At 72.4% G+C, this 25,800-nt stretch carries 22 protein-coding genes; 15 read left to right on the top strand and 7 right to left on the bottom strand.

All coding sequences use genetic code 11. The annotated features are described in order from the left end of the window. Window positions 1-2: 2 nt before the first annotated feature. Together ACE3UN_RS06955 and ACE3UN_RS06950 are read right to left on the bottom strand one after the other, a co-directional pair. Window positions 3-992, bottom strand: a complete 990-nt coding sequence (locus tag ACE3UN_RS06955) for a homoserine kinase (protein ID WP_374674194.1) — start codon at window positions 990-992, stop codon at window positions 3-5. Window positions 993-1,037: 45 nt separating this feature from the next. Continuing rightward, on the bottom strand, window positions 1,038-1,352 hold the full coding sequence (locus ACE3UN_RS06950) for a hypothetical protein (RefSeq protein ID WP_374674193.1): 315 nt from the start codon (window positions 1,350-1,352) through the stop codon (window positions 1,038-1,040). Window positions 1,353-1,583: 231 nt separating this feature from the next. On the opposite strand from ACE3UN_RS06950, the gene ACE3UN_RS06945 reads away from it, so the two are divergent. The 3 genes from ACE3UN_RS06945 to ACE3UN_RS06935 all read left to right on the top strand — a co-directional run bounded on the left by ACE3UN_RS06945 (window position 1,584) and on the right by ACE3UN_RS06935 (window position 7,117). Then, entirely contained in the window at window positions 1,584-3,323 is a 1,740-nt protein-coding gene (locus tag ACE3UN_RS06945) for a CocE/NonD family hydrolase (protein ID WP_374674192.1), read from the top strand. Between the two features lie 80 nt (window positions 3,324-3,403). Then, complete coding sequence (gene polA / locus ACE3UN_RS06940; RefSeq protein WP_374674191.1) at window positions 3,404-6,166, top strand: DNA polymerase I; 2,763 nt, start codon at window positions 3,404-3,406, stop codon at window positions 6,164-6,166. 57 nt (window positions 6,167-6,223) lie between these two features. Beyond that, window positions 6,224-7,117: a diguanylate cyclase domain-containing protein gene (locus ACE3UN_RS06935; RefSeq protein WP_374674190.1), complete on the top strand. Its 894-nt coding sequence runs from the start codon at window positions 6,224-6,226 to the stop codon at window positions 7,115-7,117. 28 nt (window positions 7,118-7,145) lie between these two features. On the opposite strand, the gene ACE3UN_RS06930 is transcribed toward ACE3UN_RS06935, so the two are convergent. Both ACE3UN_RS06930 and gabT read right to left on the bottom strand, forming a co-directional pair. Beyond that, window positions 7,146-8,624, bottom strand: coding sequence for an NAD-dependent succinate-semialdehyde dehydrogenase (locus ACE3UN_RS06930; RefSeq protein ID WP_374674189.1), 1,479 nt, complete (start codon window positions 8,622-8,624; stop codon window positions 7,146-7,148). Between the two features lie 33 nt (window positions 8,625-8,657). Continuing rightward, on the bottom strand, window positions 8,658-9,968 hold the full coding sequence (gene gabT, locus ACE3UN_RS06925) for a 4-aminobutyrate--2-oxoglutarate transaminase (protein WP_374674188.1): 1,311 nt from the start codon (window positions 9,966-9,968) through the stop codon (window positions 8,658-8,660). A gap of 151 nt (window positions 9,969-10,119) precedes the next feature. On the opposite strand from gabT, the gene ACE3UN_RS06920 reads away from it, so the two are divergent. From ACE3UN_RS06920 to dut, 9 genes are all read left to right on the top strand, one after another. Continuing rightward, window positions 10,120-11,523: a PLP-dependent aminotransferase family protein gene (locus ACE3UN_RS06920; protein WP_374674187.1), complete on the top strand. Its 1,404-nt coding sequence runs from the start codon at window positions 10,120-10,122 to the stop codon at window positions 11,521-11,523. A 101-nt stretch (window positions 11,524-11,624) separates the two neighbouring features. Beyond that, complete coding sequence (gene alaS / locus ACE3UN_RS06915; RefSeq protein ID WP_374674186.1) at window positions 11,625-14,252, top strand: alanine--tRNA ligase; 2,628 nt, start codon at window positions 11,625-11,627, stop codon at window positions 14,250-14,252. Next, window positions 14,252-14,713, top strand: coding sequence for a GNAT family acetyltransferase (locus ACE3UN_RS06910; RefSeq protein WP_374674185.1), 462 nt, complete (start codon window positions 14,252-14,254; stop codon window positions 14,711-14,713). The genes alaS and ACE3UN_RS06910 overlap by 1 nt, the downstream gene beginning before the upstream one ends. Window positions 14,714-14,792: 79 nt before the next feature. Then, window positions 14,793-16,190, top strand: a complete 1,398-nt coding sequence (locus ACE3UN_RS06905) for a TldD/PmbA family protein (RefSeq protein ID WP_374674184.1) — start codon at window positions 14,793-14,795, stop codon at window positions 16,188-16,190. A 10-nt stretch (window positions 16,191-16,200) separates the two neighbouring features. Further along, entirely contained in the window at window positions 16,201-17,514 is a 1,314-nt protein-coding gene (locus ACE3UN_RS06900; RefSeq protein ID WP_374674183.1) for a metallopeptidase TldD-related protein, read from the top strand. Window positions 17,515-17,524: 10 nt separating this feature from the next. Beyond that, window positions 17,525-18,082, top strand: a complete 558-nt coding sequence (locus tag ACE3UN_RS06895; RefSeq protein WP_374674182.1) for a GNAT family N-acetyltransferase — start codon at window positions 17,525-17,527, stop codon at window positions 18,080-18,082. Window positions 18,083-18,250: 168 nt separating this feature from the next. Further along, entirely contained in the window at window positions 18,251-19,024 is a 774-nt protein-coding gene (locus ACE3UN_RS06890; RefSeq protein WP_374674181.1) for a UPF0149 family protein, read from the top strand. An 11-nt stretch (window positions 19,025-19,035) separates the two neighbouring features. Further along, window positions 19,036-20,241 (top strand): bifunctional phosphopantothenoylcysteine decarboxylase/phosphopantothenate--cysteine ligase CoaBC, encoded by a 1,206-nt coding sequence (gene coaBC / locus ACE3UN_RS06885; RefSeq protein WP_374674180.1) that lies wholly within the window; start codon window positions 19,036-19,038, stop codon window positions 20,239-20,241. After that, window positions 20,238-20,687, top strand: a complete 450-nt coding sequence (gene dut, locus ACE3UN_RS06880) for a dUTP diphosphatase (RefSeq protein WP_374674179.1) — start codon at window positions 20,238-20,240, stop codon at window positions 20,685-20,687. Before coaBC ends, dut begins: the two co-directional genes overlap by 4 nt. Before the next feature lie 190 nt (window positions 20,688-20,877). On the opposite strand, the gene ACE3UN_RS06875 is transcribed toward dut, so the two are convergent. After that, the gene (locus ACE3UN_RS06875) at window positions 20,878-21,402 is read right to left on the bottom strand and encodes a peptidylprolyl isomerase (protein ID WP_374674178.1); all 525 of its coding nucleotides are present in this window, start codon (window positions 21,400-21,402) and stop codon (window positions 20,878-20,880) included. Between the two features lie 38 nt (window positions 21,403-21,440). Here ACE3UN_RS06875 and ACE3UN_RS06870 point away from each other — a divergent pair, with 38 nt between their 5' ends. The 3 genes from ACE3UN_RS06870 to ACE3UN_RS06860 all read left to right on the top strand — a co-directional run bounded on the left by ACE3UN_RS06870 (window position 21,441) and on the right by ACE3UN_RS06860 (window position 23,523). Continuing rightward, window positions 21,441-22,601, top strand: a complete 1,161-nt coding sequence (locus ACE3UN_RS06870) for a JmjC domain-containing protein (protein WP_374674177.1) — start codon at window positions 21,441-21,443, stop codon at window positions 22,599-22,601. Between the two features lies 1 nt (window position 22,602). Continuing rightward, window positions 22,603-23,157, top strand: coding sequence for a hypothetical protein (locus ACE3UN_RS06865; protein WP_374674176.1), 555 nt, complete (start codon window positions 22,603-22,605; stop codon window positions 23,155-23,157). Between the two features lie 162 nt (window positions 23,158-23,319). Beyond that, entirely contained in the window at window positions 23,320-23,523 is a 204-nt protein-coding gene (locus ACE3UN_RS06860) for a hypothetical protein (RefSeq protein ID WP_374674175.1), read from the top strand. Between the two features lie 106 nt (window positions 23,524-23,629). Here ACE3UN_RS06860 and bamC read toward each other — a convergent pair whose 3' ends face one another. Beyond that, window positions 23,630-24,829 carry an outer membrane protein assembly factor BamC gene (bamC, locus tag ACE3UN_RS06855; RefSeq protein WP_374674174.1) on the bottom strand — a complete coding sequence of 400 codons (1,200 nt, stop codon included), beginning with the start codon at window positions 24,827-24,829 and terminating at the stop codon, window positions 23,630-23,632. Between the two features lie 84 nt (window positions 24,830-24,913). Continuing rightward, on the bottom strand, window positions 24,914-25,795 hold the full coding sequence (dapA, locus tag ACE3UN_RS06850) for a 4-hydroxy-tetrahydrodipicolinate synthase (RefSeq protein WP_374674173.1): 882 nt from the start codon (window positions 25,793-25,795) through the stop codon (window positions 24,914-24,916). Window positions 25,796-25,800 lie beyond the last annotated feature (5 nt).

The following is a 25,800-nucleotide window of genomic DNA, read 5'->3' as shown; positions in this document are numbered from 1 at the left end:
CGTCAGTCGGTGGAACCGTCGGCGGCCGGGGCAGGGTGCCAGGGCGTGTCCACGGCGGCCCGCAGCACACGCTCGAAGTGGCGCGGGTCCTTGGGCGTGAGCAGGGCCGCGTCCCGGGGCGCATGCCAATCGGACAGGCGCGACAGCCAGAAGCGCAGCGCGGCGGCGCGGCGCATCGCCGGCAGCAAGCGCCATTCCACCCCGAGGGGTTCGCGCGCGGCCCGGTAGCCGGCGACCATGGCCTCGGCACGGGCCACGTCCAGCCGGCCGGAGGCATCGTCCACGCACCAGTCGTTCAGCGTGACGGCCAGGTCGTAGGCGAAGGTGTCGGTGCCGGCGAAATAGAAGTCGAACACCCCGCACAGCCGCTCCCGGCCCGGCAGGCCGTCGAACAGGGCGTTGTCGCGGAACAGGTCCGCGTGCACGGCGCCGCGGGGCAGCTGTGCGTAGGCCGCGGAGGCCGCCGCGTGCGCCTGGTAGGCCATCTCCTCGTCCAGCAGCGTCGCGGCCCCGGCGTCCAGGTGTGGCCGCACGGCGGGCGCCGTGTGCTGCCACCAGTCGCGCCCGCGCAGGTTGGGCTGGTCCAGCGGGAAATCCGCCACCGCCAGGTGCATGCGTGCCAGGGTGGCACCCACCTGCTCGGCATGGTGCACGTCGGGCGCCGCCACCGGGGCGCCCGGCAGCCGGTTGACCACGGCCGCCGGCTTGCCGGCCAGGGTGTGGCACAGCGCACCGGCTGCATCGGCGCGCGGCGCCGGCACCGGCAGGCCGTGCTGCGCGAGGTGCTGCATGAGCCGCAGGTAGAACGGCAGCTGGGCCGGCGTCAGGCGCTCGAACAGCGTGAGCACCCATTCCCCGGCGTCGGTGGTCAGGAAGTAGTTGGTGTTCTCGATGCCGCTGCCGATGGGCTGCAGCGACTGCACGGCCCCCAGGTGCAGCTGCGTGGCCAGGGCCTGGGCCTGGTCGGGGGTGACTTCCGTGTAAACCGCCATGACTCGCCGGGAGGGGGCCGCCCGTCACGCGGCGCGGCCACAGGATCAGAAGGTGAGGGACAGCCAGACCCGCTTGCCCGCCTTGGGGTCGTCGTCCGGCGCGCGGCCGGGCTCGGGCACGGCGATCTCGTAGGGCGCCACGCCGCGGATCTTGGGCTGCACGCTGAGCCGGCGTGTCTGGCCGCGCACCCGGAGTTCCTCGATGCGGACCTGGTCGTCCTCGGTGATCTGGTGGATCACCTGCGGCTCGGGGGCACGGCTGGCCGTGGGTGCCGGCGCCGCCTCCGGCGCCGGCTGGGCACGCAGGTCGCCGGCCAGGGCCAGGGCGAGCAGGGCGAGGACGGCGGCGGGGCGGCTCATGGCCGGGATTCTATGCGGCGGGCAAGCCCCCTGCGGCGTGACGCGCCGCAGGCGGCCGGCGGCGCGCTGCCGCGGCGGGCAGCCAGGTGACGCGGCGCCAGGCACGGTAACCCGTAACACCTGTGCGGGTCGCGCCGATTGACCGGCCCGGCGGCGCGTTTGAAGAATCGAACGAACGGTCGTGCGAAACCGGGCGCAGGCCGTCCACCACCCACCCGGAAGGAGACATCGATGGCAAGACATGCTGGCCTGGCGCACGCCCCGACGCTGCGCGCGGCCCTTCTGCTGTGCACCGCCCTCGCCACCGCCCCCAGCTGGGCCGTGAGCTGCCGCGAAGCGACGCCCGCCGAGCGGCCGCTGTACACCACGCCGCTGCTGTGGCCGGGCGTCATCTCTCCCCACGACGGCACCTGCTTCGTGAACAACGCCAGGGTGACCACCCGCGACGGCCTCAAGCTCACCGCCAACGTGTTCCTCCCCGCGGGCGCGCACGGCGGTCAGCGCTTCCCGGCGGTGGTGTACCCCAGCAGCTGGGCAGCGGCGGACTTCTTCGAGTACGTCGGCCAGCAGCACCGCATGGCGCGCGACGGCTACGTGGCCATGGCCTACACCGCCCGCGGTTTCTGGGGGTCCGAGGGCGTGGTCGGCGTGGCCGGCGAGCCCGACATCGCCGACGTCTCCAGCGCCATCGACTGGCTGCTCGCCGAGACACCCGCCGACAGCGGCCGCATCGGCCTGGCCGGCATCTCCTACGGGGCGGGGCTGTCCATGCTGGGCGCGGCGGCCGATGCGCGGGTGAAGGCGGTGGCCGCCATGTCCGGCTGGGGCCAGCTCATCGACCAGATGTACGGCCACTCGGTGCCCAACCCGACCTGGCTGTCGGTGCTCACGCTCTCGGGCAGCTTCACCGGCCGCCTGGACCCGATCGTCTACGAGTACGACGCGGCGATCCGCGACCCCGACACGACGCCCGCCAAGATCGCGGAGATCACCGCCTGGGGCGCGCCGCGCTCGCCGGCCAACGTGGTGGACACGCTCAACGCGCGCCGCGTGCCGGTGATCATCGCCAAGAACTGGCAGGACGACATGTTCTCGCCCAATTCCACCCTGGCCATGTTCAGCCGGCTCACCGGCCCCAAGAAGCTGCTGCTGCAGCCGGGCATCCACGCCTCGGCCGAGCTGCCCGGCGCCACGCTGGGGGTGGACAACCCCATCTTCGACCAGGTGCACCGCTGGATGGACCGCTGGCTCAAGGGCGTGGCCAACGGCATCGACACCGAGCCCAAGGTGAACCTGCAGCACAAGTTCGGCGGCACCCGCGAGACGCTGTCCACCTGGCCGGCACCGGAGCTGACCAGCCGCACCTGGCACCTGGGGCCGCGCGGGGCGCTGCGCTGGGACCTGGGCTGCCTGTGCTGGAAGGGTGTGCACGGCACGCTGTCGGCGTCGGCCAACAAGCAGTCGGCCAGCGACACGGTGAACAACCTGCTGGACACCACCGCCACCACCGGCCCCATCCCCATCCTGTCGCCGCTGATGGAGACGGTGGGCCTGCCGGTGGTGAACCACATGGCCACCATCCTGCCGGCGCATGGCGTGCGCTATGAATCGGGCTCGCTCGGCTCGCCAGTGAAGCTGCGCGGCTCGCCTCGGCTGCAGATCCAGGCCAAGCCGAGCCTGGCGCGCGGCATGCTCGTGGCCTACCTCTACGACGTCGACTGGGCGGGCTTCGGCACCCTGGTGACGCACGGCGCGCGGGCCGTCCACTGGGCCGCGCCGGGGGTGACCACCGACCTGTCGTTCGAGCTCAACGCCATGGCCCACGACGTGCCCGCCGGCCACAAGCTGGTGCTGGTGCTCGACACGGCGGACAGCCTCTACGGCGCCCCGGTGCACTGGGGGCAGCTGTTCAGCATGACGCTGCCGTTCTCGGCGTCCACGGCCATGACGCTGACCCTGCCGGTGCGCTGAGGCGGGCGGGCCCGGTCACCCCGGGCCGGGTGAACCCCGTGCCCGCGAGGGAGCCAGCCCCTCGCGCACAATGCCCGCCCATGAGCGACCCCAACCTCCTGCTGCTGGTCGACGGCAGCAGCTACCTCTACCGGGCCTACCACGCGCTGCCCGACCTGCGCGGCCCGGGCGGCGTGCCCACCGGCGCCATCCACGGCATGGTGGCGATGATGAAGCGCCTGCGCGAGCAGGTGGGCGCCGGCCACGCCGCCTGCGTGTTCGACGCCAGCGGGCCGACCTTCCGCGACGACTGGTATGCCGACTACAAGGCCAACCGGGCCCCCATGCCGGACGACCTGCGCCGGCAGATCGAGCCCATCCACGAGGTGGTCAAGCTCCTGGGGTGGCCGGTGCTGGTGGTGCCCGGAATCGAGGCGGACGATGCCATCGGCACGCTGGCGCGCATCGGCGCCGAGACGGGCCACCAGGTGATCGTCTCCACCGGCGACAAGGACATGGCCCAGCTGGTGAACGAGCGCGTCACGCTCATCAACACCATGACCAACGAACGGCTGGACACCGAGGGCGTGAAGGCCAAGTTCGGCGTGCCGCCGGACCGCATCATCGACTACCTCACCCTCATCGGCGACGCCGTGGACAACGTGCCCGGCGTGGACAAGGTGGGCCCCAAGACGGCGGCCAAGTGGATCGCGGAATACGGCTCGCTGGACGGCGTGATCGCCGCGGCCGCCCAGATCAAGGGCGTGGCCGGCGAAAACCTGCGCCGGGCGCTGGACTGGCTGCCGCAGGGGCGCCGCCTGATCACCGTGGTGACCGACTGCGACCTGGCCGAGCACATTCCCGGCTGGCCGGACCTGCGGGCACTGGCCTTCAGCCCGGTGGACCAGCAGGGCCTGCTGGGCTTCTATGAGCGTTTCGGCTTCCGCACCTTCCGCAAGGAGCTGGAAACCCAGCTGGGCGGTGGCGGCCCGGCCGAGCCGGCGGCCGGCGAGACGCCCGCAGGCGATGCGGCCCCGGCCCGCCCGGCCGTGGCGCTGGCGCGCGAGTACGAGACCGTGACCACGCGCGAGCGCCTGGACGCCTGGCTGGCCGCCCTGCGCACCGCCCCGATGGCCGCGCTGGACACCGAGACCGATTCGCTGGACCCGATGCGGGCGCGCATCGTCGGCCTGTCGTTCGCGGTGGAGCCGGGGAGGGCGGCCTACGTGCCCGTGGCGCACGACTACCCGGGCGCCCCGGACCAGCTGCCGCTCGACGAGGTGCTGGCCGCGCTGCGCCCCTGGCTGGAGGACGAGGCCGCGGCCAAGGTGGGCCAGAACATCAAGTACGACCTGCACGTGTTCGCCAACCACGGCGTGGCCGTGCGCGGCTACCGCCACGACACCCTGCTGCAGAGCTACGTGCTGGAGTGCCACAAGCCGCACAGCCTGGAAAGCCTGGCCGAGCGCCACCTGGACCGCCAGGGGCTGAGCTACGAGCAGGTCTGCGGCAAGGGGGCGGCGCAGATCCCGTTCTCGCAGGTGGACGTGGCGCAGGCCGCCACCTACAGCGGCGAGGACAGCGAGATGTGCCTGCAGGTGCACCAGACGCTGTGGCCCCAGGTCGAGCACGTGCCCGGCATGCGCCATGTGTACGCCCAGATCGAGATGCCCGTCACGCACCTGCTGGCGCGCATCGAGCGCCACGGCGTGCTGATCGACCCGGCCCGCCTGGCCGCGCAGAGCCGGGAGCTCGCCGAGCGCATGCTGGCGCTGGAGCGCGAGGCCTACGAGCTCGCCGGCCAGCCCTTCAACCTGGGCTCGCCCAAGCAGATCGGCGAGATCCTGTTCAACCGCCTGGGCCTGCCGGTGAAGAAGAAGACCGCCAGCGGCGCGCCCAGCACCGACGAGGAGGTGCTGCAGGAGCTGGCGGCCGACTACCCCCTGCCGGCCAAGCTGCTGGAGCACCGGTCCCTGAGCAAGCTCAAGGGCACCTACACCGACAAGCTGCCGCTGATGGTGAACCCCCACACGGGGCGGGTGCACACCAACTACGCGCAGGCGGTGGCCGTCACGGGGCGCCTGTCCAGCAACGAGCCCAACCTGCAGAACATTCCCATCCGCACGCCGGAAGGCCGCCGGGTGCGCGAGGCCTTCGTGGCGCCGCCCGGCCACCGCATCGTGAGCGCCGACTACTCGCAGATCGAGCTGCGCCTGATGGCCCACATCAGCGAGGACCCGGGCCTCACGCGCGCCTTCGCCGAGGGCATGGACGTGCACCGTGCCACCGCCGCGGAGGTGTTCGGCCTGGCGCCCGAGGCGGTGACGCCCGAGCAGCGCCGCTACGCCAAGACCATCAACTTCGGCCTCATCTACGGCATGGGCGCCTTCGGGCTGGCGCAGTCGCTGGGCATCGACCAGAAGGCGGCGCGCAACTACATCGACCGCTACTTCGACCGCTTCTCGGGCGTGAAGCGCTACATGGACGAGACCAAGGCCCGCGCCGCCGAGCAGGGCTACGTGGAGACGCTGTTCGGCCGGCGCATCTGGCTGCCCGAGATCCGCGGCGGCTCGGGCCCCCGGCGCTCGGGCGCCGAGCGCCAGGCCATCAACGCGCCCATGCAGGGCACGGCGGCCGATCTCATCAAGCTGGCCATGATCGCCGTGCAGCAGGCGCTGGACGACGAGGGCCGCGCCACCCGCATGGTGCTGCAGGTGCACGACGAGCTGGTGTTCGAGGTGCCCGAGGCCGAGCTGGACTGGGCGCGCGAGGCCGTGCCGCGCCTGATGGCCGGCGTGGCGGCGCTGAAGGTGCCGCTGGTGGCCGAGGTGGGCGTGGGCGCGAACTGGGACGAGGCGCACTGAGCAGCCTCGGTGTTAACGGTGTAGCCGCGGTCCTGTCCGCGGGTGCATCATGGCGGCATGTCCGCCCCCTTCCAGATCGTCTGCCTGGGCTCGCGCGCCCCCGATCTCGTCACCTCGGCGTTCGGCCCTTTCGTGGTCCAGGGCTGCCGCAGCCTGGACGAGCTGGACGCCTGCCTGCACAGCCAGCAGCGGGATGCCGTGCTGGTGGATCTGTCGGCCATGGGCGGGGCGGATCGCCTGCTGCAGTGGCCGGGCCTGGCGCGCGCCGTGCTCGAGTCCGCGCTGGTGGCGGTGGGCCCGGAGCCCACGCCGGCGGACTGCCTGAAGCTGCTGCATGCGGGCCTGCGCGACGTGCTGCCCGCGCGCGAGGCCCACGCCGAGACGCTCGGCCGGGTGCTGCGCCTGGCCATCGAGCGGCAACGCCTGGACGACGCCGCCCGCCGCGCCTACAGCATCGACCTGGCCACCGGCCTGCCCAACCGCCAGCAGCTGCTGGAGCACATGACCCACCTGCTCGCCCTGCGTGAGCGTGAGCCCGCGGCCATGGCGCTGGTGGTGCTGCAGCTGGATGGCTTCCGCGGCGCGGAGGGCACGCTCGGTGCCGAGAGCGCCAACGTGCTGCGCCGCAAGGCCGCCGTGCGGCTGCGCAGCTCGCTGCGTGCCAGCGACGTGGTGGCCTCGCTGGCACCCGACATGTTCGCGGTGCTGCTGGCCTGGCTGGACAGCGACGAGGACGCCACGCATGTGGCGCGCAAGCTGCTGTCTGCGGCCAACCAGCCGCTGCGCGTGGCGGGGCAGGACGTGCCCGTGGGCGCCCGGCTGGGCCTGGCGCGTTACCCGGCGGACGGCAAGGACGCCGCCGCGCTGCTGCGGCACGCCGTGGGGCAGGCGTCGGCCGGCGCCATGGGCCTGCTGCGCGGGCAGGCTGCGGCGGCGAACGACGAGGGCTGAGTCGTGCCCCCGTCCCCGGCCGCGGCGATCACTTCTGGATGTCGCCCAGGCAGAGGTACTTGACCTCGACGTAGTCGTCCATGCCCTGCCGGGCCCCTTCGCGGCCCAGGCCCGATTGCTTCACGCCACCGAACGGCACCTCGGCGGTCGAGATGAGGCCGGTGTTCACGCCCACCATGCCGTACTCGAGCGCCTCGCCCACGCGGAAGATGCGGCCGATGTCGCGGCTGTAAAAGTAGCTCGCCAGGCCGAACTCGGTGGCGTTGGCCAGCTCCACGACCTCCGATTCGCTCCGGAAGCGGAACACGGGCGCGACGGGGCCGAAGGTCTCCTCACGGGACACCCGCATCTCGGGCGTCACCTCCGCCAGCACGGTGGGGGTGTAGAAGCGCTCGCCGATGCGGGTGCCGCCCACCACCAGCTTGGCGCCCTTGGCGAGTGCGTCGGCCACGTGGGACTCCACCTTCTCGATGGCCTGGCCGTCGATCAGCGGGCCCACGTTGACGCCCGCCTCGAAGCCGTTGCCCACCTTGATGGCCTGCGCCTTCTCCGAGAGCCGGCGCACGAATTCGTCGTACACGCCGTCCTGCACGTAGAAGCGGTTGGCGCACACGCAGGTCTGGCCCGCGTTGCGGTACTTGCTGATCATGGCCCCTTCGACGGCGGAATCCAGGTCCGCGTCGTCGAAGACGATGAACGGGGCATTGCCGCCCAGCTCCAGCGACACCTTCTTGATCGTCGGCGCGCACTGGGCGGCCAGGATGCGGCCCACCTCGGTGGACCCGGTGAAGGACAGGTGGCGCACCACGTCGCTCGCGCACAGCACCTTGCCCACCTCGATGGACCGGGCCGCGTCGGCGGTGACGATGTTCAGCACGCCCGCCGGCATGCCGGCGCGCTGCGCCAGCTCGGCCGCGGCCAGGGCCGACAGCGGCGTGGCCTCGGCCGGCTTGATCACCACCGGGCAGCCGGCGGCCAGGGCCGGCGCCACCTTGCGGGTGATCATGGCGATGGGGAAGTTCCAGGGCGTGATGGCAGCGCACACGCCGATGGGCTGCTTGATGACGAGGTAGCGCTTGTTGGCGTCCGTCGTCGGGATGGTCTCGCCGTAGATGCGCTTGGCTTCCTCGGCGAACCACTCCAGGAAGCTGGCGCCGTAGGTGATCTCGCCCCTGGCTTCGGCCAGCGGCTTGCCCTGCTCGGCGGTCAGGATGCGCGCCAGGTCGTCGGCGTGGGCGTGCATCAGCTGGAACCACTTCATCAGGATCGCGGCGCGCTCCTTGGCGGTCTTGGCGCGCCAGGGGGCCCACGCCTTGTTCGCCGCGGCGATGGCCGCCTCGGCGCCGGCCGCACCCAGGTTGGCCACGTCGGCCAGCTTCAGGCCGGTGGCGGGGTCGGTGACGTCGAAGCGGCTGTCGCCGGCCACCCACTCGCCGCCGACGAGGGCGTCGGTCCTGAGCAGGCTGGGGTCGTTCAGCGTGGAAAGCGGGGAGGTCTTCATGTCCATGGCGTGCATCCTAAGCCGGTGAAGGGGTGCCGCTCAGGCGGCGGCCGCGTCGAAGGCCTGGGCGAGGATGGCCAGGCCTTCCTCGAGCTGCGCCTGGGGCACGGTCAGCGGCACCAGGATGCGCAGCACGTTGCCGTAGGTGCCGCAGGACAGCATGACCAGACCACGCTGGATGGATTCGGCGCACACGCGCTTGGTCAGCTCCGCATCCGGCTGGTGCAGGTCACCGTTCTTGAACAGCTCCACCGCCACCATGGCGCCCAGGCCGCGCACGTCGCCGATGGCCTTGTGCCTGGCGGCGATGGCCTTCAGGCCGGCCACCAGCGTCTCGCCCACCGCGCGGGAACGCTCGAGCAGTTTCTCCTGCTCGAACACGTCGAGCACCGCCAGCGCCGCGGCGCAGGCCAGCGGGTTGCCGGCGTAGGTGCCGCCCAGGCCGCCCGGCAGGGGCTTGTCCATCACGTCGGCGCGGCCGATCACGGCCGAGATCGGGAAGCCGCCTGCCATGGACTTGGCCATGGTGATCAGGTCGGGCACCGCCTTCGGGCCCCACTGCTCGCAGGCCAGCCAGGTGCCCGTGCGGCCGGCGCCCGTCTGCACCTCGTCGGCGATCAGCAGGATGCCGTGCTGGTCGCACAGGGCCCGCAGCGCCTGGGCGAAGGCGGGCGATGCGATGTAGAAGCCGCCCTCGCCCTGCACCGGCTCGAGGATGATGGCCGCCACGCGGTCCGGCTCCACGTCGTACTTGAAGATGTGCTGCAGCGACTTCAGCGCGTCGGCTTCCGACACGCCGTGCAGCGGGTTGGGGTACTCGGCGTGGTAGATCTCGGCCGGGAAGGGGCCGAAGCCGGCCTTGTACGGCGCCACCTTGCCAGTGAGCGCCATGCCCAGCAGGGTGCGGCCGTGGAAGCCGCCGCCGAAGGCGATGACCGCCTGGCGCCTGGTGGCGGCGCGGGCGATCTTCACCGCGTTCTCCACGGCCTCCGCGCCGGTGGACAGGAAGAAGGCCTTCTTGGCGAAATCGCCCGGGGCCTTGGCGATCAGGCGCTCGGCCAGCTCGATGTAGGGCTCGTAGGCGAGCACCTGGAAGCAGGTGTGGTGCACCTTGTCGAGCTGGGCCTTCACCGCCTCGACGATCTTCGGGTGGCGGTGGCCGGTATTGAGCACGGCGATGCCGCCGGCGAAATCCAGGTAGCGGCGGCCTTCCACGTCCCACACCTCGGCGTTCTCCGCGCGCTCGGCGACCACGTCGTAGGTCTGGCCCAGGCCCGAGGGCAGGGCGGCACGGCGGCGGGCCATCAGGGCGGCGTTCGTCTTGGCGGTGGCTTGCGGGTCGCGGTGCATGGCGGGGCTCCTGGAGGCTGTAAGGGTCAAGAGGGGGACTCTAGACCCATCCGGCCAGCCGCTACCATGTACAGCCCCCATGGCCCTGCACGCGCACTGTGCAGGTCGCCGACCCAGTACAGCGGCGGACCACGCCCCGCCTTCGCCCCGGATGCTCCAGCTCGACCCCCACGCCCCGCTGCCGCTCGTCACGCAGATCGTGCAGGGCGTGGGCCGCCAGATCGACGAGGGCCAGCTGCGCGAGGGGGCCAAGCTGCCGTCCATCCGCCAGTTCGCCCAGTCGCACCAGGTCAGCGTGTTCACCGTGGTCGAGGCCTACGACCGCCTGGTGGCGCTCGGCTACCTGGTGTCGCGCCCGCACGCCGGCTTCTTCGTCCGCCGGCGCGCCGCCGCCGACGAGCCGGCGGCGGCCACCGGCCCGGTGGCCGAGGGCTTCGATGCCGCCTGGTACCTGCGCCGCATCTTCGAGCACCGCCACCTGGCGGTGAAGGCCGGTTGCGGCTGGCTGCCCGGCGACTGGCTGTTCGAGGACGGGCTCAAGCGTGGCCTGCGTGCGCTGGCGGCCGACGAGGCCGACCTGGGTGGCTACGGCGAGCCCAAGGGCTACCCGCCGCTGCGCCAGGCCATCTGCGAGGCGCTGGCCGAGCACCAGGTGAGCGTGGCGCCCGCCCAGGTGCTGCTCACGCAAGGCTCCAGCCAGGCGCTGGACCTGGCGGTGCGGCGCCTGGTGCGCGCGGGCGACACCGTGCTGGTGGACGACCCGGGCTACGCCAACCTGCTGTTCTCGCTGCGATTCCAGGGCGCGCGGCTGGTGGGCGTGCCGCGCACGCCCCAGGGCTACGACCTGGCCGCGCTGGAGGCGCTGCTGCAGGCCGCGCCGCCCGAGCAGCGGCCGCGGGTGTTCTTCACCCAGCCCCGGCTGCAGAGCCCCACCGGCTCGGTGGCCACCCTGCCGCAGCTGCACCGGCTGCTGCAGCTGGCCGAGAAGCACGACCTCACGCTGGTGGAAAACGACATCTACGTCGAGCTCGACCCGGAGCCCCGGCCCAGCCTGGCCAGCCTGGACCAGCTGGCCCGGGTGATCCACATCGGCAGCTACTCCAAGACCCTGTCGCCGCACATCCGGGTGGGCTTCGCCGCCGCCCACCCCGACCTGCTGGAGGACCTGGCCCAGCTGAAGATGGTGTCCGGCCTCACCTCGGCCGAGTTCGGCGAGCGCCTGGCCCTGGCCGCGCTGCAGGACGGGCGGCGCCGCAAGCACCTGAAAGGCCTGCGCGAGCGCCTGGGCGAGGCCCACCAGCAGGTGGCCGGCCGCCTGCAGGCGCTGGGCTTCGAGCTGTTCGCCCAGCCGGGCGCCGGCATGTTCCTGTGGGCCCGCCATCCCGGCTGCGCCGACCCACCCGCGCTGGCCAACCGGGCGGCGGAGCACGGCATCATGCTGGGCCCCGGCCACCTCTTCCGGCCGGCGCTGGAGCCCACCGACTGGATGCGCTTCAACGTCGCCTTCTCGGGCGACGCGCGGCTGCACGACTTCCTCGCGCGCGAACTGGGATAATTTGCGGTTCGTCCGCCCCCGGCGGGGCGCCTGCGCGCCCCGCCCGGCCGGGCGCCCCGTCGTTCCTGCCCTCTTGCCTGCCCCTTGTGGAAAGCCCCCGGATGAAAGCCGCCGAGATCCGCCAGACCTTCCTGAAGTTCTTCGAATCGAAGGGCCACACCATCGTCGCCTCCAGCCCGGTGGTGCCCGGGGACGACCCGACCCTGCTGTTCACCAACGCGGGGATGAACCAGTTTAAGGATGTGTTCCTGGGCTTCGACAAGCGGCCCTACAGCCGTGCCACCACGGCCCAGAAGTGCATCCGCGCCGGCGGCAAGCACAACGACCTGGACAACGTGGGCTACACCGCGCGGCACCACACGTTCTTCGAGATGCTGGGCAACTTCAGCTTCGGGGACTACTTCAAGCACGATGCCATCCAGTACGCCTGGGAGCTGCTGACGAAGCACTTCGGCCTGCCGGCCGAGAAGCTGTGGGTCACCGTCTACGAAGAGGACGACGAGGCCTACGAGATCTGGAACAAGGTGGTGGGCGTGCCCGCCGAGCGCATCGTGCGCATCGGCGACAACAAGGGCGGCCGCTACGCCAGCGACAACTTCTGGATGATGGGCGACACGGGCCCCTGCGGCCCCTGCACCGAGATCTTCTACGACCACGGCCCCGATGTGGCCGGCGGCCCCCCGGGCAGCCCGGACGAGGACGGTGACCGCTACATCGAGATCTGGAACAACGTCTTCATGCAGTTCAACCGCACCGAAGACGGCGTGATGCACAAGCTGCCCAAGCCCAGCGTGGACACGGGCATGGGCCTGGAGCGCATCACGGCGGTGCTGCAGCACGTGCACTCCAACTACCAGATCGACCTGTTCGCGGCCCTGCTGGCGGCCGCCCAGGCCGCGGTGGAGGCGGCCGGCGGCACCGGCGTGGACCCGGACTCGCCCAGCCTGAAGGTCATCGCCGACCACATCCGCGCCTGCGCCTTCACGGTGGTGGACGGGGTCATCCCCGGCAACGCCGGCCGCGGCTACGTGCTGCGCCGCATCGCCCGCCGCGCCATCCGCCACGGCTACAAGCTGGGCGCGCGCAAGCCCTTCTTCCACGCCATCGTGCCTGCGCTGGTGGAGCAGATGGGCGAGGCCTACCCCGAGCTGCGCCAGGCCGCCGGCCGCGTCACCGAGGTGCTCAGGCAGGAGGAGGAGCGCTTCTTCCAGACCATCGAGCGCGGCATGGAGATCCTCGACACGGCGCTGGCCGCGAACCCGGCGGTGCTGGACGGCGACACCGCCTTCAAGCTGCACGACACCTACGGCTTCCCCGTGGACCTGACGGCCGACGTCTGCCGCGAGCGGGGCGTGAAGGTGGACGAGGCGCGCTTCCATGCGCTGCTGGACGAGCAGAAGCAGCGTGCCCGCGAGGCCGGCAAGTTCAAGATGGCCCAGGGCCTGGCCTACGAGGGCGCGCCCACCACCTTCCACGGCTACGAGCACCTGGTGCACGAGCAGGCCCGCGTGACGGCGGTGTACGTGGACGGCAGCCCGGTGGACGCCGCCCGCGCCGGCGACGACGCGGTGGTGGTGCTGGACCACACCCCCTTCTACGCCGAGAGCGGCGGCCAGGTAGGCGATGCGGGCGAGCTGCGCAACGCCACCACGCGCTTCGTGGTGGCCGACACCATGAAGATCCAGGCCGACGTGTACGGCCACCACGGCCACATCGCCGAGGGCGAGGTGCGCGTGGGCGACGTGTTCGCCGCCCGCGTGGACACCGAGCGCCGCGCGCGCACCGTGCGCAACCACAGCGCCACCCACCTGATGCACAAGGCCCTGCGCGAGGTGCTGGGCGGCCATGTGCAGCAGAAGGGCTCGCTGGTGACGCCCGAGCGCACCCGCTTCGACTTCGCCCACACCGGCCCGCTCACCGACGCGCAGATCGCCCAGGTGGAGGCGATCGTCAACGCCGAGATCCTGGCCAACCACGACACCGCCGCCGAGGTGATGGCGCTGGACGACGCGCAGAAGAGCGGCGCCATGATGCTGTTCGGCGAGAAGTACGGCGAGAAGGTGCGCGTGCTGTCCATCGGCAGCAGCAAGGAGCTGTGCGGCGGCACGCACGTGCGCCGCACCGGCGACATCGGCCTGTTCAAGATCGTCGCCGAGAGCGGCGTGGCCGCCGGCATCCGCCGCATCGAGGCCGTGACCGGCGAGAACGCGCTGGCCTACCTGCAGAGCCTGGAGCACACCGTCAACGGCCTGGCGGGCGCGCTGAAGGTGGCGCCCGCCGAGGTGCCCGGCCGCGTGCAGGGCGTGCTGGAGCAGCTGCGTGGCCTGGAGAAGGAAATCGCCGCGCTCAAGGGCAAGCTGGCCTCGGCCCAGGGCGACGAGCTGCTGGCGCAGGCGGTGGACGTCAAGGGCCTGAAGGTGCTGGCCGCCACGCTGCGGGGCGCCGACGCCAAGGCCCTGCGCGAGACCATGGACAAGCTCAAGGACAAGCTCAAGACGGCGGCCATCGTGCTGGCGGCGGTGGACGGCGGCAAGGTGCAGCTGGCCGCCGGCGTCACGGCCGATGCGACCGGCCGGCTGAAGGCCGGCGAGCTGGTGAACTTCGTCGCCCAGCAGGTGGGCGGCAAGGGCGGCGGCAAGCCCGACATGGCCATGGCCGGCGGCACCGATGCCACGCGCCTGCCCGAGGCCCTGGCCAGCGTGGCCGGCTGGGTGGGCGAGCGGGCCTGATGGCGGCGGCGCCACCACGGCCGGACGCCCTGGCGCCGGCCGTGCGCGCCTTCGAGGCGGCGGACGAAGCCGCCGTGGTGGCGCTCTGGCAGCGCTGCGGGCTCACCCGCCCGTGGAACGACCCGGGCAAGGACATCCGCCGCAAGCTCGCCGAGCGGCGCGAGCTGTTCGGCGTGCTCACCACCCCGGCCGGTGAAGTCATCGGCAGCGTGATGGCCGGCTACGACGGCCACCGCGGCTGGATCAACTGCCTGGCGGTGTGCCCCCATCACCAGGGGCAGGGCCATGGCCGGCGGCTCATGGCCTGGGCCGAGGCCCGCCTGCGTGAGGCGGGCTGCCCCAAGATCAACCTGCAGGTCCGGCAGGGCAACGAACAGGTGCTGGCGTTCTACGCCGCACTGGGGTACACCGTCGATCCGGTCGTGAGCCTCGGCAAGCGGCTGGAGCACGACGACCGCTGACGATCTCGGCGGCCCCGGGCCGCGGCCGACGCCGCGGCTGCCCCGGCGCCCACCCGGCGCCCAGCCAGGAGCACCGCCCTTGACGACCGCCCCTTCGGCCGCGGCCACCGCCGCGGCGCCAGCCCTCGCGGCCGGCCTGCAGTACAGCGAGCGCCGCGAGCACGAGCTGCGCAAGTCCCGCGTCGTCATGATCGACGGCGCCCTCACGCAGAACAGCCGCAGCAGCGATGCCGGCACCAGCGTGCGCGTCTACCGCGATGGCTACTGGGGCTTTGCGTCGCAGCCCGGCGCCGCCGTGCGGGTGGCCTCGGCGCTCGAGCACCAGGCCATCGCCAATGCCGCCGCCATGTCGCGCTTCGGCCCGCGCAGCGTGTTGACGCTGCCCGCCGGCGGCTACCGCGGCGAGCATGCGTGGCGCGGCCGCGCGCCGCTGTCGGCGGCCGAGGTGCAGGAGCGGCTGACCGCGCTGAACGCCTGGTGCCGGCAGTCCTTCCCGGGGCTCACGTCCGTGCGTTTCATCGTGTCGGACGAGCACCACAGCAAGCGCGTCGTGGCCAGCACCGGCGCCGACTCGCTGTCCACCATCCAGCGTGCCTCGCTGCATGTGGCGTTCGTGGCGCCGGGCGCCGACGGCGCGCCGGTCGAACTGGTGGAGCTGCTGTCCGGCAAGGGCCACCTGGGCGACCTGGACTGGTCGCTCGATGCGCTGGCCCCGCGCCTGCAGGCCCTGCACGTGCACCTGCGGGCCAAGTGCCAGGCGGTGGCAGCGCGCGGCGGCCTGCAGACGGTGGTGCTGGCCGCGCCGCTGGCGGGCATGCTGGCCCACGAGGCCATGGGCCACCCGTGCGAGGCGGACATCGTGCTGGGCGGCGCCGTCACGGGCGGCCTGCTCGGCCAGCCCGTGGCCAGCGAGCTGGTGGGCATGGTTGACTACGCGCACCACGTGGACGATGCGGAGGTGATGATCCCCGTGTACGCCGACGACGAGGGCACGCCGGCCGAGGACGCGGTGCTGATCCGCGACGGCCGGCTCACCGGCTTCATGCACAGCCGCGAGACGGCGGCCCGCATGGGCGCCCGCCCCACCGGCAGCGCCCGCGCCTATGCCCCCGCCGACGAGCCGCTGGTGCGCATGCGCAACACCGCCATCCTGCCGGGCACGACCTCGCTCGACGACATGATCGCCGGCGTGGAGGACGGCTACTTCCTCATGAAGACCGCCAACGGCCAGGCCGATTCCACCACCGAGTTCATGTTCGGCATCAGCCTGGCCTACGAGATCCGCCAGGGCCGCCTGGGGCGGGCGATCCGCGACACCACGGTCTCCGGCTCGGCGATCAAGGTGCTGCAGTCGGTGGACGCGGTGGGCAGCGAGATGGAGTGGAGCTGCGCCGGCTACTGCGGCAAGAAGCAGCCCATGGTCGTGTCCATGGGCGGCCCGGCGCTGCGGGCGCGTGTCCACCTGGGCGGGGAATGAGGAGCTGCACATGACCATGACCCTGACCGACCAGCCCGACGACTTCGACCGCTCCTTGCGCGACACCGCCGGGCGGGCGCTGCAGGCGCTGCAGGACGCGGGCTTCCAGCACGCCCAGGCCAGCGCGGGCTGGTACCGCCAGACCGAGCTGAACATCGCCCACGACGAGCCCAGCCTGCTGCGCAGCACAGTGCAGCAGCGCCTGTCGCTGCTGGGCCTGCTCGACGGCCGCCGGGCCAGCGTGGAGCTGTCGAGCGTCGACGACGAGGCGCTCGCGCAGGCGGTGCAGGAGCTGCAGGCCGCCGCCCGGGCGGCGCCGCAGGACGAGGCCAATGCGGTGTCCACCGGGCAGCAGGCCCGGCAGGTGCAGGGCCCGCTGGCGGCGGACCCGGCGCAGCTGGCCGACACCGTGGCGCAGCTGCTGGACTTCCGCGCCCGCGAGACGCCGCGGTTCCGCGTGGAGGAGGGCGCCGCGGCGCACCACCTGTCCGCCAGCGTCACGCTCACCACCGGCGGCAGCGACCTGGCCTCGCTGGCCGGCTGGTGCAGCCTGTCGGCGTTCGGCACCGCACGCGACGGCGAGCGCGCCAGCTCCTTCAACTACGCCGGCGGCAGCACCCATGCCCTGGGCAGCCAGCCAGCCCCGGTTTGGTTCGGCATCGGCGACATGATGCGCGACACCTCGCAGCAGGTGGACACGCGGCCCTTCGGCGAGCGCTTCGTCGGCTCGGTGGTGCTGACGCCCGCCGCCGTGTCCGATGTGCTGGGCTGGCTGCTGGGCCAGCTCGGCGATGCCCAGCTGATCGCGGGCAGCTCGCTCTACCGCAGCCGGGTCGGCGAGGCGATCGCCTCCCCGCTGCTGGCCTTGCGCAGCCGCTTCAGCGGCCCGGGCGTGCTGCCGGTGTCGGCCGACGCCTGCGTGGCGCCCGAGGTGGAGGTGCTGCGCGAAGGCCGGCTGCTGGCCCTGCTGCCCAGCCTCTACGGCAGCCGCAAGACCGGGCTGCCCCATGTGCCCACCACCTTCGGCTGGGAGATGCCGGGCGGCGACACGCCCCGGGGGGCACTGGTCGACGGCGTGGCGCGCGGCGCGCTGGTGGGGCGTCTGTCCATGGGCATGCCGGCGGCCAATGGCGACTTCTCCGCCGTCATCAAGAACAGCTTCCGCATCGAGGGCGGCGCCGTCGGCCCCGCGCTGTCGGAGGTGATGATCGCCGGCAACATGGCGCGCATGCTGCAGGCGGTCGAGGCGGTCAGCCGCGAGCGCCTGGACACCGGCAGCACGGTGCTGCCCTGGTTGCGCATCGGCGGCCTGCATTTCTCGTGAGGGGCTGAGGATGGAGACACACCGGGCGGCCTGGACACTGCGCCGCGCGCGGGTGGAGGACGCGCCGGCCTTCGTGCGGCTCATGCGCGAGCCCGCCGTGGCGCGCCAGCTCATGCAGCTGCCGTACCCCGACGAGGCCACCTGGCGCCAGCGCCTGGCGGCGCAGGTGTCCGCCAACGGGCAGGCACCCGAGCTGCACCTGGTGGCCGACATCGACGGCGAGGTGGTGGGCAGCGCCGGCCTGCACCCGTGCGGCACCTACCAGCGCCGCCGCCACGCCATGTCGCTGGGCATCGCAGTGGCGCTGCCCTGGCAGGGCCGCGGCGTCGGCTCGGCACTGCTGGCAGCCCTGTGCGACTACGCCGACCAGTGGCTGGGCGTGCTGCGCATCGAGCTGACCGTGTTCGCCGACAACGAGGCGGCGCAGGCCCTGTATCGCCGGCACGGCTTCGAGCTGGAAGGCCGACAGCGGGCCTATGCGCTGCGCGACGGTGTCTACGAGGACACCTTGATGATGGCCCGGCTGCACCCGCGGCCGCCGGGGCCGCGGGTGCAGCCGCTCAGTTGAAGGTGTCCGCCCCGAGGACCTGGAACCAGGTGTCCCCCTTGGCCTCCTGGGTGGCGATGTGGCCGGCATGGGATCGTGGGATATGGGTCACCGCGCGCGTCCGCGGGCCGCTGCGGCCATTGCCCGCCCCATGCGACACTGGCGCCATGGACCCACATGGAGAGACGCGTGGCTGAACCCCGCATGAGCAGCGAGCAGGAGATCGAGGCGCTGGACGCCCTGTGCCAGCGTCTGGCCGGCTTCGACGACCGCGTGTCGCTGGAGTGGCTGGACGGCTACATGACGGCGCTGCTCGCCGGCCCTCGGCGCATCACGATGGACGAGTGGTGGCCGGTGGTGGCCGAGGGCGTGTTCGAGCGCGCCTGCGCCGACCCGGCGTCCGCCGACGAGGCCCGCGAGGCCCTCCAGGCGCGCTGGGACGTCCTCGCGGACCAGCTCGACCCCGAGAAGATCCTCGACGACACGGACGTGCTGCGCCTCGCGCCGCTGATGGTGGAACTCACCGACGACGACAAGCAGCGCCTGGTGGCCGAGGGCCATGTGAAGACCGAGGAACTGCACCTGCTGGAACAGACGGGCGAGGTGTGGGCCGCCGGCTTCCTGGAGGCCACGCTGGATTTCCCGCAGGACTGGCCGGAGGCCGACCTGGAGACCGAGGACGGCCAGTTCTATGACGAGTCGCTCACGCGCATCGCCTCGCTCACCTACGACGAGGAAGAGCTCAAGGAGCTGTTCGAGGAGCTCTACGAGGGCGAGCAGCTCAGCCGCGACGAGCTGATCCACGAGGCGCTGTACGCCGCGCAGGACCTGCGCCTGTACTGGCTGGACCATGCCCCCAAGCCGCCGCCGCGGCGGGTGGACGCGCTGCCCGGTCGCAACGACCCGTGCCCCTGCGGCAGCGGCAAGAAGTTCAAGAAGTGCCACGGGGCACAGATGCAGTGAGGGCCGGCGGCATGGATCTCGCGGGCAAGCACATCGTCCTCGGGCTGTCGGGTGGCGTCGCCTGCTACAAGTCGGCAGAGCTGTCCCGGCAGCTCATCCAGGCAGGCGCCACGGTGCAGGTCGTCATGACCGAGGCCGCCGAGCGTTTCATCACGCCGGTCACCATGCAGGCGCTCACCGGGCGCCCGGTGGTGACCAGCCAGTGGGACGCCCGCGAGCCGAACCACATGCCGCACATCAACCTCTCGCGCGAGGCGGACGCGGTGCTCGTGGCGCCCGCCAGCGCCGACTTCATGGCCAAGCTGGCCCAGGGCCGGGCCGACGAGGTGCTGAGCCTGCTGTGCCTGGCGCGGCCCGCCGAGCGGGTGCCGCTGTTCGTGGCGCCTGCCATGAACCGGGAGATGTGGGCCCACCCCGCCACCCAGCGCAACGCGGCCCAGCTGCGCGCCGACGGTGCGGTGCTGCTGGGCCCCGATGCCGGCGACCAGGCCTGCGGCGAGGTGGGCGACGGCCGCATGCTCGAACCCGAGGCGCTGGTCGAGGAACTGGTGGCCCAGCTGCAGCCGCGCCCGCTGGCCGGCTGCCGCCTGCTGGTGACGGCCGGCCCCACCTTCGAGCCGCTGGACCCGGTGCGCGGGCTGACCAACCGCTCCAGCGGGAAGATGGGCTTCGCCGTGGCCCGCGCCGCGCGCGAGGCCGGTGCCGAGGTGACGCTGGTGGCCGGCCCGGTGGCCCTGCCCACGCCGCGCGGCGTGCGCCGCATCGACGTGGAGACGGCCCTGCAGATGCACGAGGCGGTGATGGCCGCCGTGGCGGGGCAGCATGTCTTCGTGGCCACGGCCGCGGTGGCCGACTGGCGGCCGGTGCGTGCCGCCGAACACAAGATGAAGAAGGACGGCAGTGGCCGGCCGCCGGCCATCGAGATGGCCGAGAACCCCGACATCCTGGCCGACGTGGCCAAGCGGCCCGACGCCCCGTACTGCGTGGGCTTCGCGGCGGAAAGCCACGACCTGCTGGGACACGCCACCGCCAAGCGCGAGCGCAAGGGCGTGCCGCTCATCGTGGCCAACCTCGGCCCGGCCACCTTCGGCCGCGACGACAACACGCTGCTGCTGGTGGACGCCCACGGCCACCGCGAGCTGCCCACCGCGGGCAAGCTCGACCTGGCCCGCGAACTGGTGCGCGAGATCGCGCGCCAACTCAGCCGCACGACATGACGACCATCGACATCAAGGTGCTGGACGCCCGCATGGCCGACCAGCTGCCCGCCTACGCCACGCCCGGCAGCGCCGGCCTGGACCTGCGTGCCTGCCTGGACGAGCCGCTGGTGCTGGCGCCCGGCCAGTCCGCCCTCATCCCCACCGGCCTGGCCATGCACATCGGCGACCCGGGCCTGGCGGCGATGATCCTGCCCCGCTCGGGTCTGGGCCACAAGCACGGCATCGTGCTGGGCAACCTGGTGGGGCTGATCGACAGCGACTACCAGGGCCCGCTGATGGTGAGCTGCTGGAACCGCGGCAGCGAGCCCTTCACCATCGCGCCGCTGGAGCGCATCGCCCAGATGGTGATCGTGCCGGTGGTGCAGGCGGCGTTCCGCCGCGTCGACAGCTTCGAGGCCACCCAGCGCGGCGAGGGCGGCTTTGGTTCCAGTGGCAGGCAGTAAGCCCCCACGGCCCCTGGCGGGGCCTGCCCCCCGAGGGGCTCGCGCAGCGGACCGGCTGGATGGTGGGCCCCCACGCCCCCTTCCGGGGGCTGCCCCCCGAGGGGGCTCGCGCAGCGGACCGGCGGAGCCGGATCCGCGCACGCCACTTGGGGTGCAGCGGCGCCTTGGGCGCGCTGCCAGCGACGCCCGGTCAGTGGAGCGTGGAATCGGGGGGAACGTTGCCGTCGACGACCGCGAAGGGGGCGTCACCCACGCTGCCGGCTTCCTTTTCCTCGTCGGTCGCCTCGCGCACGTCCAGCACCTTCAGCTGGATGCGCAGCGCGATGCCGGCCAGCGGGTGGTTGGCGTCGAGCACCACGTGCGAGGGGTACACCTCGGTCACGGTGTAGATGAGGTCCTCGGGCATGTCGGTGGTGATGGCGCCTTCGGGCAGGCCCTCGAACTGCATGCCGGGCTCCACGTTCTCCGGGAACAGCGCGCGCTCCTCGTAGCACACGAGGTCGGCGTCGTAGTCGCCGAAGGCGTGCTCGGGCTCCAGGTGCAACTGTGCCTCGAACCCGGGGGCCTGGTCGGCCAGGGCCTCCTCCACCTTGGGCAGCAGGTCGTCGCCGCCGTAGAAGAACTCGACCGGCTCGTCGAGCTCGTCGATGAGCTGGCCCTGTGCGTCGGTGAGCGTCCACACGAGCGTCACCACGCAGGGGGAAGTGATGTTCATCAGGGGATGATCGCACAACCCCCGGCGACAATCCGCGCATGGACATCGACCTTCCCCTGGGGCTGCTGGGCGGCCTGTCGCCGCGGCAGTTCATGCGCCGCCACTGGCAGAAAAAGCCGTACCTCATCCGCCAGGCCGTGCCCGGCGTGCAGCCGCCCATCGGCCGGGCCGAGCTCTTCGAGCTGGCCGGCCGCGACGAGGTGGAGTCGCGCCTGGTAGGCAGCCAGGCCGGCCGCTGGTCGCTGCGCCACGGCCCCTTCACGCGCCGGCAGATCCCGCCGCGCACGCGCGCCGGCTGGACGCTGCTGGTCCAGGGCCTGGACCTGCACGTGCCTGCGGCGCACGAGCTGCTCAGCCGCTTCCGCTTCGTGCCCGAGGCGCGGCTGGACGACCTGATGATCAGCTACGCCAGCGATGGCGGCGGCGTGGGCCCGCACACCGATTCCTACGATGTGTTCCTGCTGCAGGTCAGTGGCCGCCGCCGCTGGCGCTGCGGCCCGGTGAAGCACCCCGCGGCCCTGGTGCCGGGCATGCCGGTGAAGATCCTCGCCGATTTCCAGCCCACCGAGGAGTGGGTGCTGGAACCCGGCGACATGCTCTACCTGCCGCCACGCTGGGGCCACGACGGCGTGGCCGAAGGCCCCGACTGCATGACCTGTTCGGTGGGCTTCCGCACGCCCACGCCGACCGACCTCGCGCGCGAGGTGCTGCAGCGCATGGTCGATGCGCTGGATGCGCCCGCCGACGAGCCGCACTACCGCGACCCGGCAGGCAGCGCCACCGAGACGCCCGGCCTGATCCCCGCGGCACTGCAGCAGTTCACCCAGCGCGCCGTCATCGACGCGTTGAACGACGCGCGCAGCCTGGCGTGCGCGCTCGGCGAATCGCTCACCGAGCCCAAGTCCAACGTGTGGTTCGAGGGCGGCGGCGAGCTGCCGGCGGGCCAGGGCGTGCGGCTGGACGCTCGCAGCCGGATGATGTATGACACGCACCATGTGTTCCTCAACGGCGAGTCCTACCGGGCGGGCGGCCGGGACGCCGCCCTGATGCAGCGCCTGGCCGATCAACGGGCGCTCGGTGCGCGCGACGTCGCGCGGCTGGGCCCCGACGCCCAGGCCCTGCTGGCCGACTGGGTGGAAGCCGGCTGGCTGCACCCGCAGGCCGACGAGCCGTTGGCACGCGCCATAGAAAGGGCCTGAGATGCCTGCCGAATCCGCAGACCCGCACCCCACGCCATCCACCACCCCGTCCGCGGACGCGCTGCGCCTGGCCGTGCCCGCCCGCGCCCTGGGGACGCGCGCGGACTTCCAGGCAGCCGTGCGCGACACCCTGGTGCACGCCGCGCCGGCCGGGGTGCGTGAGCTGTGGTGGGTGGCGAACGACTGGACGCCATGGCCGCTCGACGAGCCCGCGGTGCTCGACGGCCTGACCGCCTGGGCCCGGCGCCCCGGTGCGCACCTGCACTGGCTGTCGCACGATTTCGAGGTACTTCGCCGGGCCATGCCGCGGCTGGTGCGCTGGCGTCAGACCTTCTCGCATGTGATCGACTGCCGCCAGCCCGACCACCTGCCGACCGCCGACATGCCGATCCTGCTGGTGGCCGACCGTCGGCTGGTGATCCGGGTGCTCGACGCCGAGCGCACGCGCGGCTGGGTGAGCCACGACCGCGTCGACATCCAGCGCGCGCACGAACAGATCGATGCGATTTCGCAACGCAGCAGCGGCGCCTTTGCTGCCGTCACACTGGGGCTCTAGGGATCTTCCCTAGACTCGGTATAATGTAAGGCTAGGCACAGGAATCGTTGACTTGGGTGTCTCGAGCGCCTGAGAGTTTCCTGGTCTTGTCGAGGAGGAGGCACGCACCAGCGGCTTCCAAAATTACCGGTAATTGTTCGACCCTAAGTTTCGAGGACATTCATGAACAAGTCGCTTCTGTTGGCTTCCCTGATCGCCGTCGCCGCCCTGGCCGCTTGCGGCAAGAAGGAAGAGGCCGCCCCGGCCCCCGCCCCGGCTGCCGCCCCGGCCGTGGAAGCCGCCTCGGCTGCGGTGCCTGCCGCCTCGGAAGCCGCTGCCCCGGCCGCCGACGCTGCGTCCCCCGCCGCCTCCGCCGCCAGCATGTAATGTGCTGCAGGCCTGCGGTGCCCTCGCGGCACGGCAGGCCGCCACGAAAAAGCCGCCCTCGGGCGGCTTTTTCGTGGGTGGGCTCAGGAGCCCGTTTCGGGGGTGCTCAGAGCTTCAGTTCGTCCACCAGCAGGCTGACGATCTTCTGCGCGCTGGCCGAGTTGTCCGGCTGCCCCTGGTAGTTCTGCACATGGACCAGCGTGCGCTGGCCATCGGCCTGCACCTGGATGCGGTAGCGGTTGAGCGCCTTGGCGGCACGGTCGTCGCTGCTGAACCAGCGGGTGAAGAAGTTCGGCTCGTCCTTCGCGGCTTCCTTGGTGTCGACGAAGCGCACGAAGTACAGGCCCTGGCTGCGGTCACGGTCTTCCACCGTGAAGCCGCCCCGGTCGAGCGCCAGGCCGATGCGGCGCCAGGTGCGGTCCAGCGTATCGTCCACCTGCAGCGCGGCGCCAGGCCGGCCGGACACCACCCGCGCACGGGCCTCGCCGGCGGCGGGGGCGGATGCCGGCGTTGCTGCGGGCGCGGCGCCTGCGCCTGCGGCGGCGGCCGTCGTCGTCGCGGTGTCCGCCACGCCGCCCAGGGCCACCATCAGGCGCGTGAGCATCTCGCGCTCGAGCTGGGGCTCGGACGGCCGGGCGACCCACGCCACCTGGCCTTCGTTGGCACGGCCGACGAGTTCCTCCTGCAGGCCGCGGTGGCTCACGTACACCTCGGTGCCGGCGCTGGTGCGCTCCACGCGCATCATGTAGCGGTCGCGTTCGCTGGTGTCGAACAGGTTCGGCAGCACGCTGCCCACCGTGCGGCGGATCAGGTCGTTCGGCAGCTTGGCGCGGTTCTGCGCCCATTCGGTCTCGAGCGTGCCGGCCTCGGCGCTTTCGCGGGCGATCTCGAAGCCCATGTCCAGCCAGAACTGGCGGGCCTTGGCCCACACCTGCTCGGGGGCCTGCGAGGTGACGATCCAGCGGCGCTCACCCGCCCGCTCGAGCCGCACGCTGCCGGCCTGCTCGATGGCCACGCTGGGCGTGCCCGGGGCGGCCGCCACCGCGGGGCGCTGCGTGCCGGCCGCCAGCGCGGTGGCGCTTACCGTGCCCGACTGCGGCTGGTAGCGCCCGTCGCGGCTGAGCGGCGTCAGGTCGGGCGGCACCTCGAGCGTGGGCGTGCGGTTGGCGCCGCTGCGGTAGTCGATGGCGTCGGCGGTGCCGCCGATGCCCAGGGCGGTGCAGCCGCCCAGGGCGGTCAGGCCGCCGAGGGCCAGCGTCAGGACGGCGGCGCGCGAGGCGGTGATCGGGAAGGCGGAAGAGGGCATGTGCATCGGTCTCGTCAGCCGCCGGGTCGGGCGGCCGGTGAAGGAATCAGGAAAGGGCCGCAGGCCGTCGCCGGCCCGCATGGCTCACAGCAGGCCGCACTCGCGCAGTGCGCCACCCACCAGCGTCTGTCCGGCCGGGGTGAGCTCCACCAGCGGCAGGCGCACACCCGGGCGGCAACGGCCCATCTGCGACAGCGCCCACTTGGCCGGCGCCGGGCTGGGCTCGCAGAACAGCTGGCGGTGCAGCGCCAGCAGCGACAGGTGGATCTCGCGGGCGCGCTTGACGTCGCCCGCCATGGCGGCCACGCACAGCTCGTGCATGGCCCGGGGCGCCACGTTGGCCGTGACGCTCACGTTGCCGTGCCCGCCCAGGAGCATCAGCGCCACGGCGGTGCCGTCGTCACCCGAGTACACGGAGAAGCCGGCAGGCACGTGCTTGATCAGCCAGGCCGCGCGCTCGATGTTGCCGGTGGCCTCCTTGATGCCGACGATGCCGGGCACCTGCGCCAGGCGCAGCACGGTGTCGTGCAGCATGTCCGCCACCGTGCGGCCGGGCACGTTGTACAGCACCACCGGCAGGTCCACCGCCTCGGCGATGGCCTTGAAGTGGCGGTAGATGCCTTCCTGCGACGGCTTGTTGTAGTAGGGAACGACCTGCAGCGTGCAGTCGGCGCCCACCTGCTTGGCGAAACGCGTGAGCTCGATGGCCTCGGCCGTGGAATTGGCGCCGGCGCCCGCCATGATGGGCACGCGGCCGGCGGCGTGCTCGACCGCCACGCGGATGATCTCGCAGTGTTCCTCCACCGACACCGTGGCCGACTCGCCCGTGGTGCCGACCACACCGATGCAGTCGGTGCCCTCGGCGATGTGCCAGTCGATCAGCGCGCGCAGCGCGGCGTAGTCCACGCTGCCGTCTTCGTGCATCGGCGTCACCAGCGCGACGATGCTGCCAACAATCGGTTTCATCGGAG

Origin of the sequence: Ideonella sp. (genome assembly GCF_041918995.1) — a bacterium.
Classification (GTDB): Bacteria; Pseudomonadota; Gammaproteobacteria; order Burkholderiales; family Burkholderiaceae_C; genus Ideonella.
Note: the sequence above shows the minus strand (reverse complement) of the source record. Positions and strands in the feature narration are given on the sequence as shown.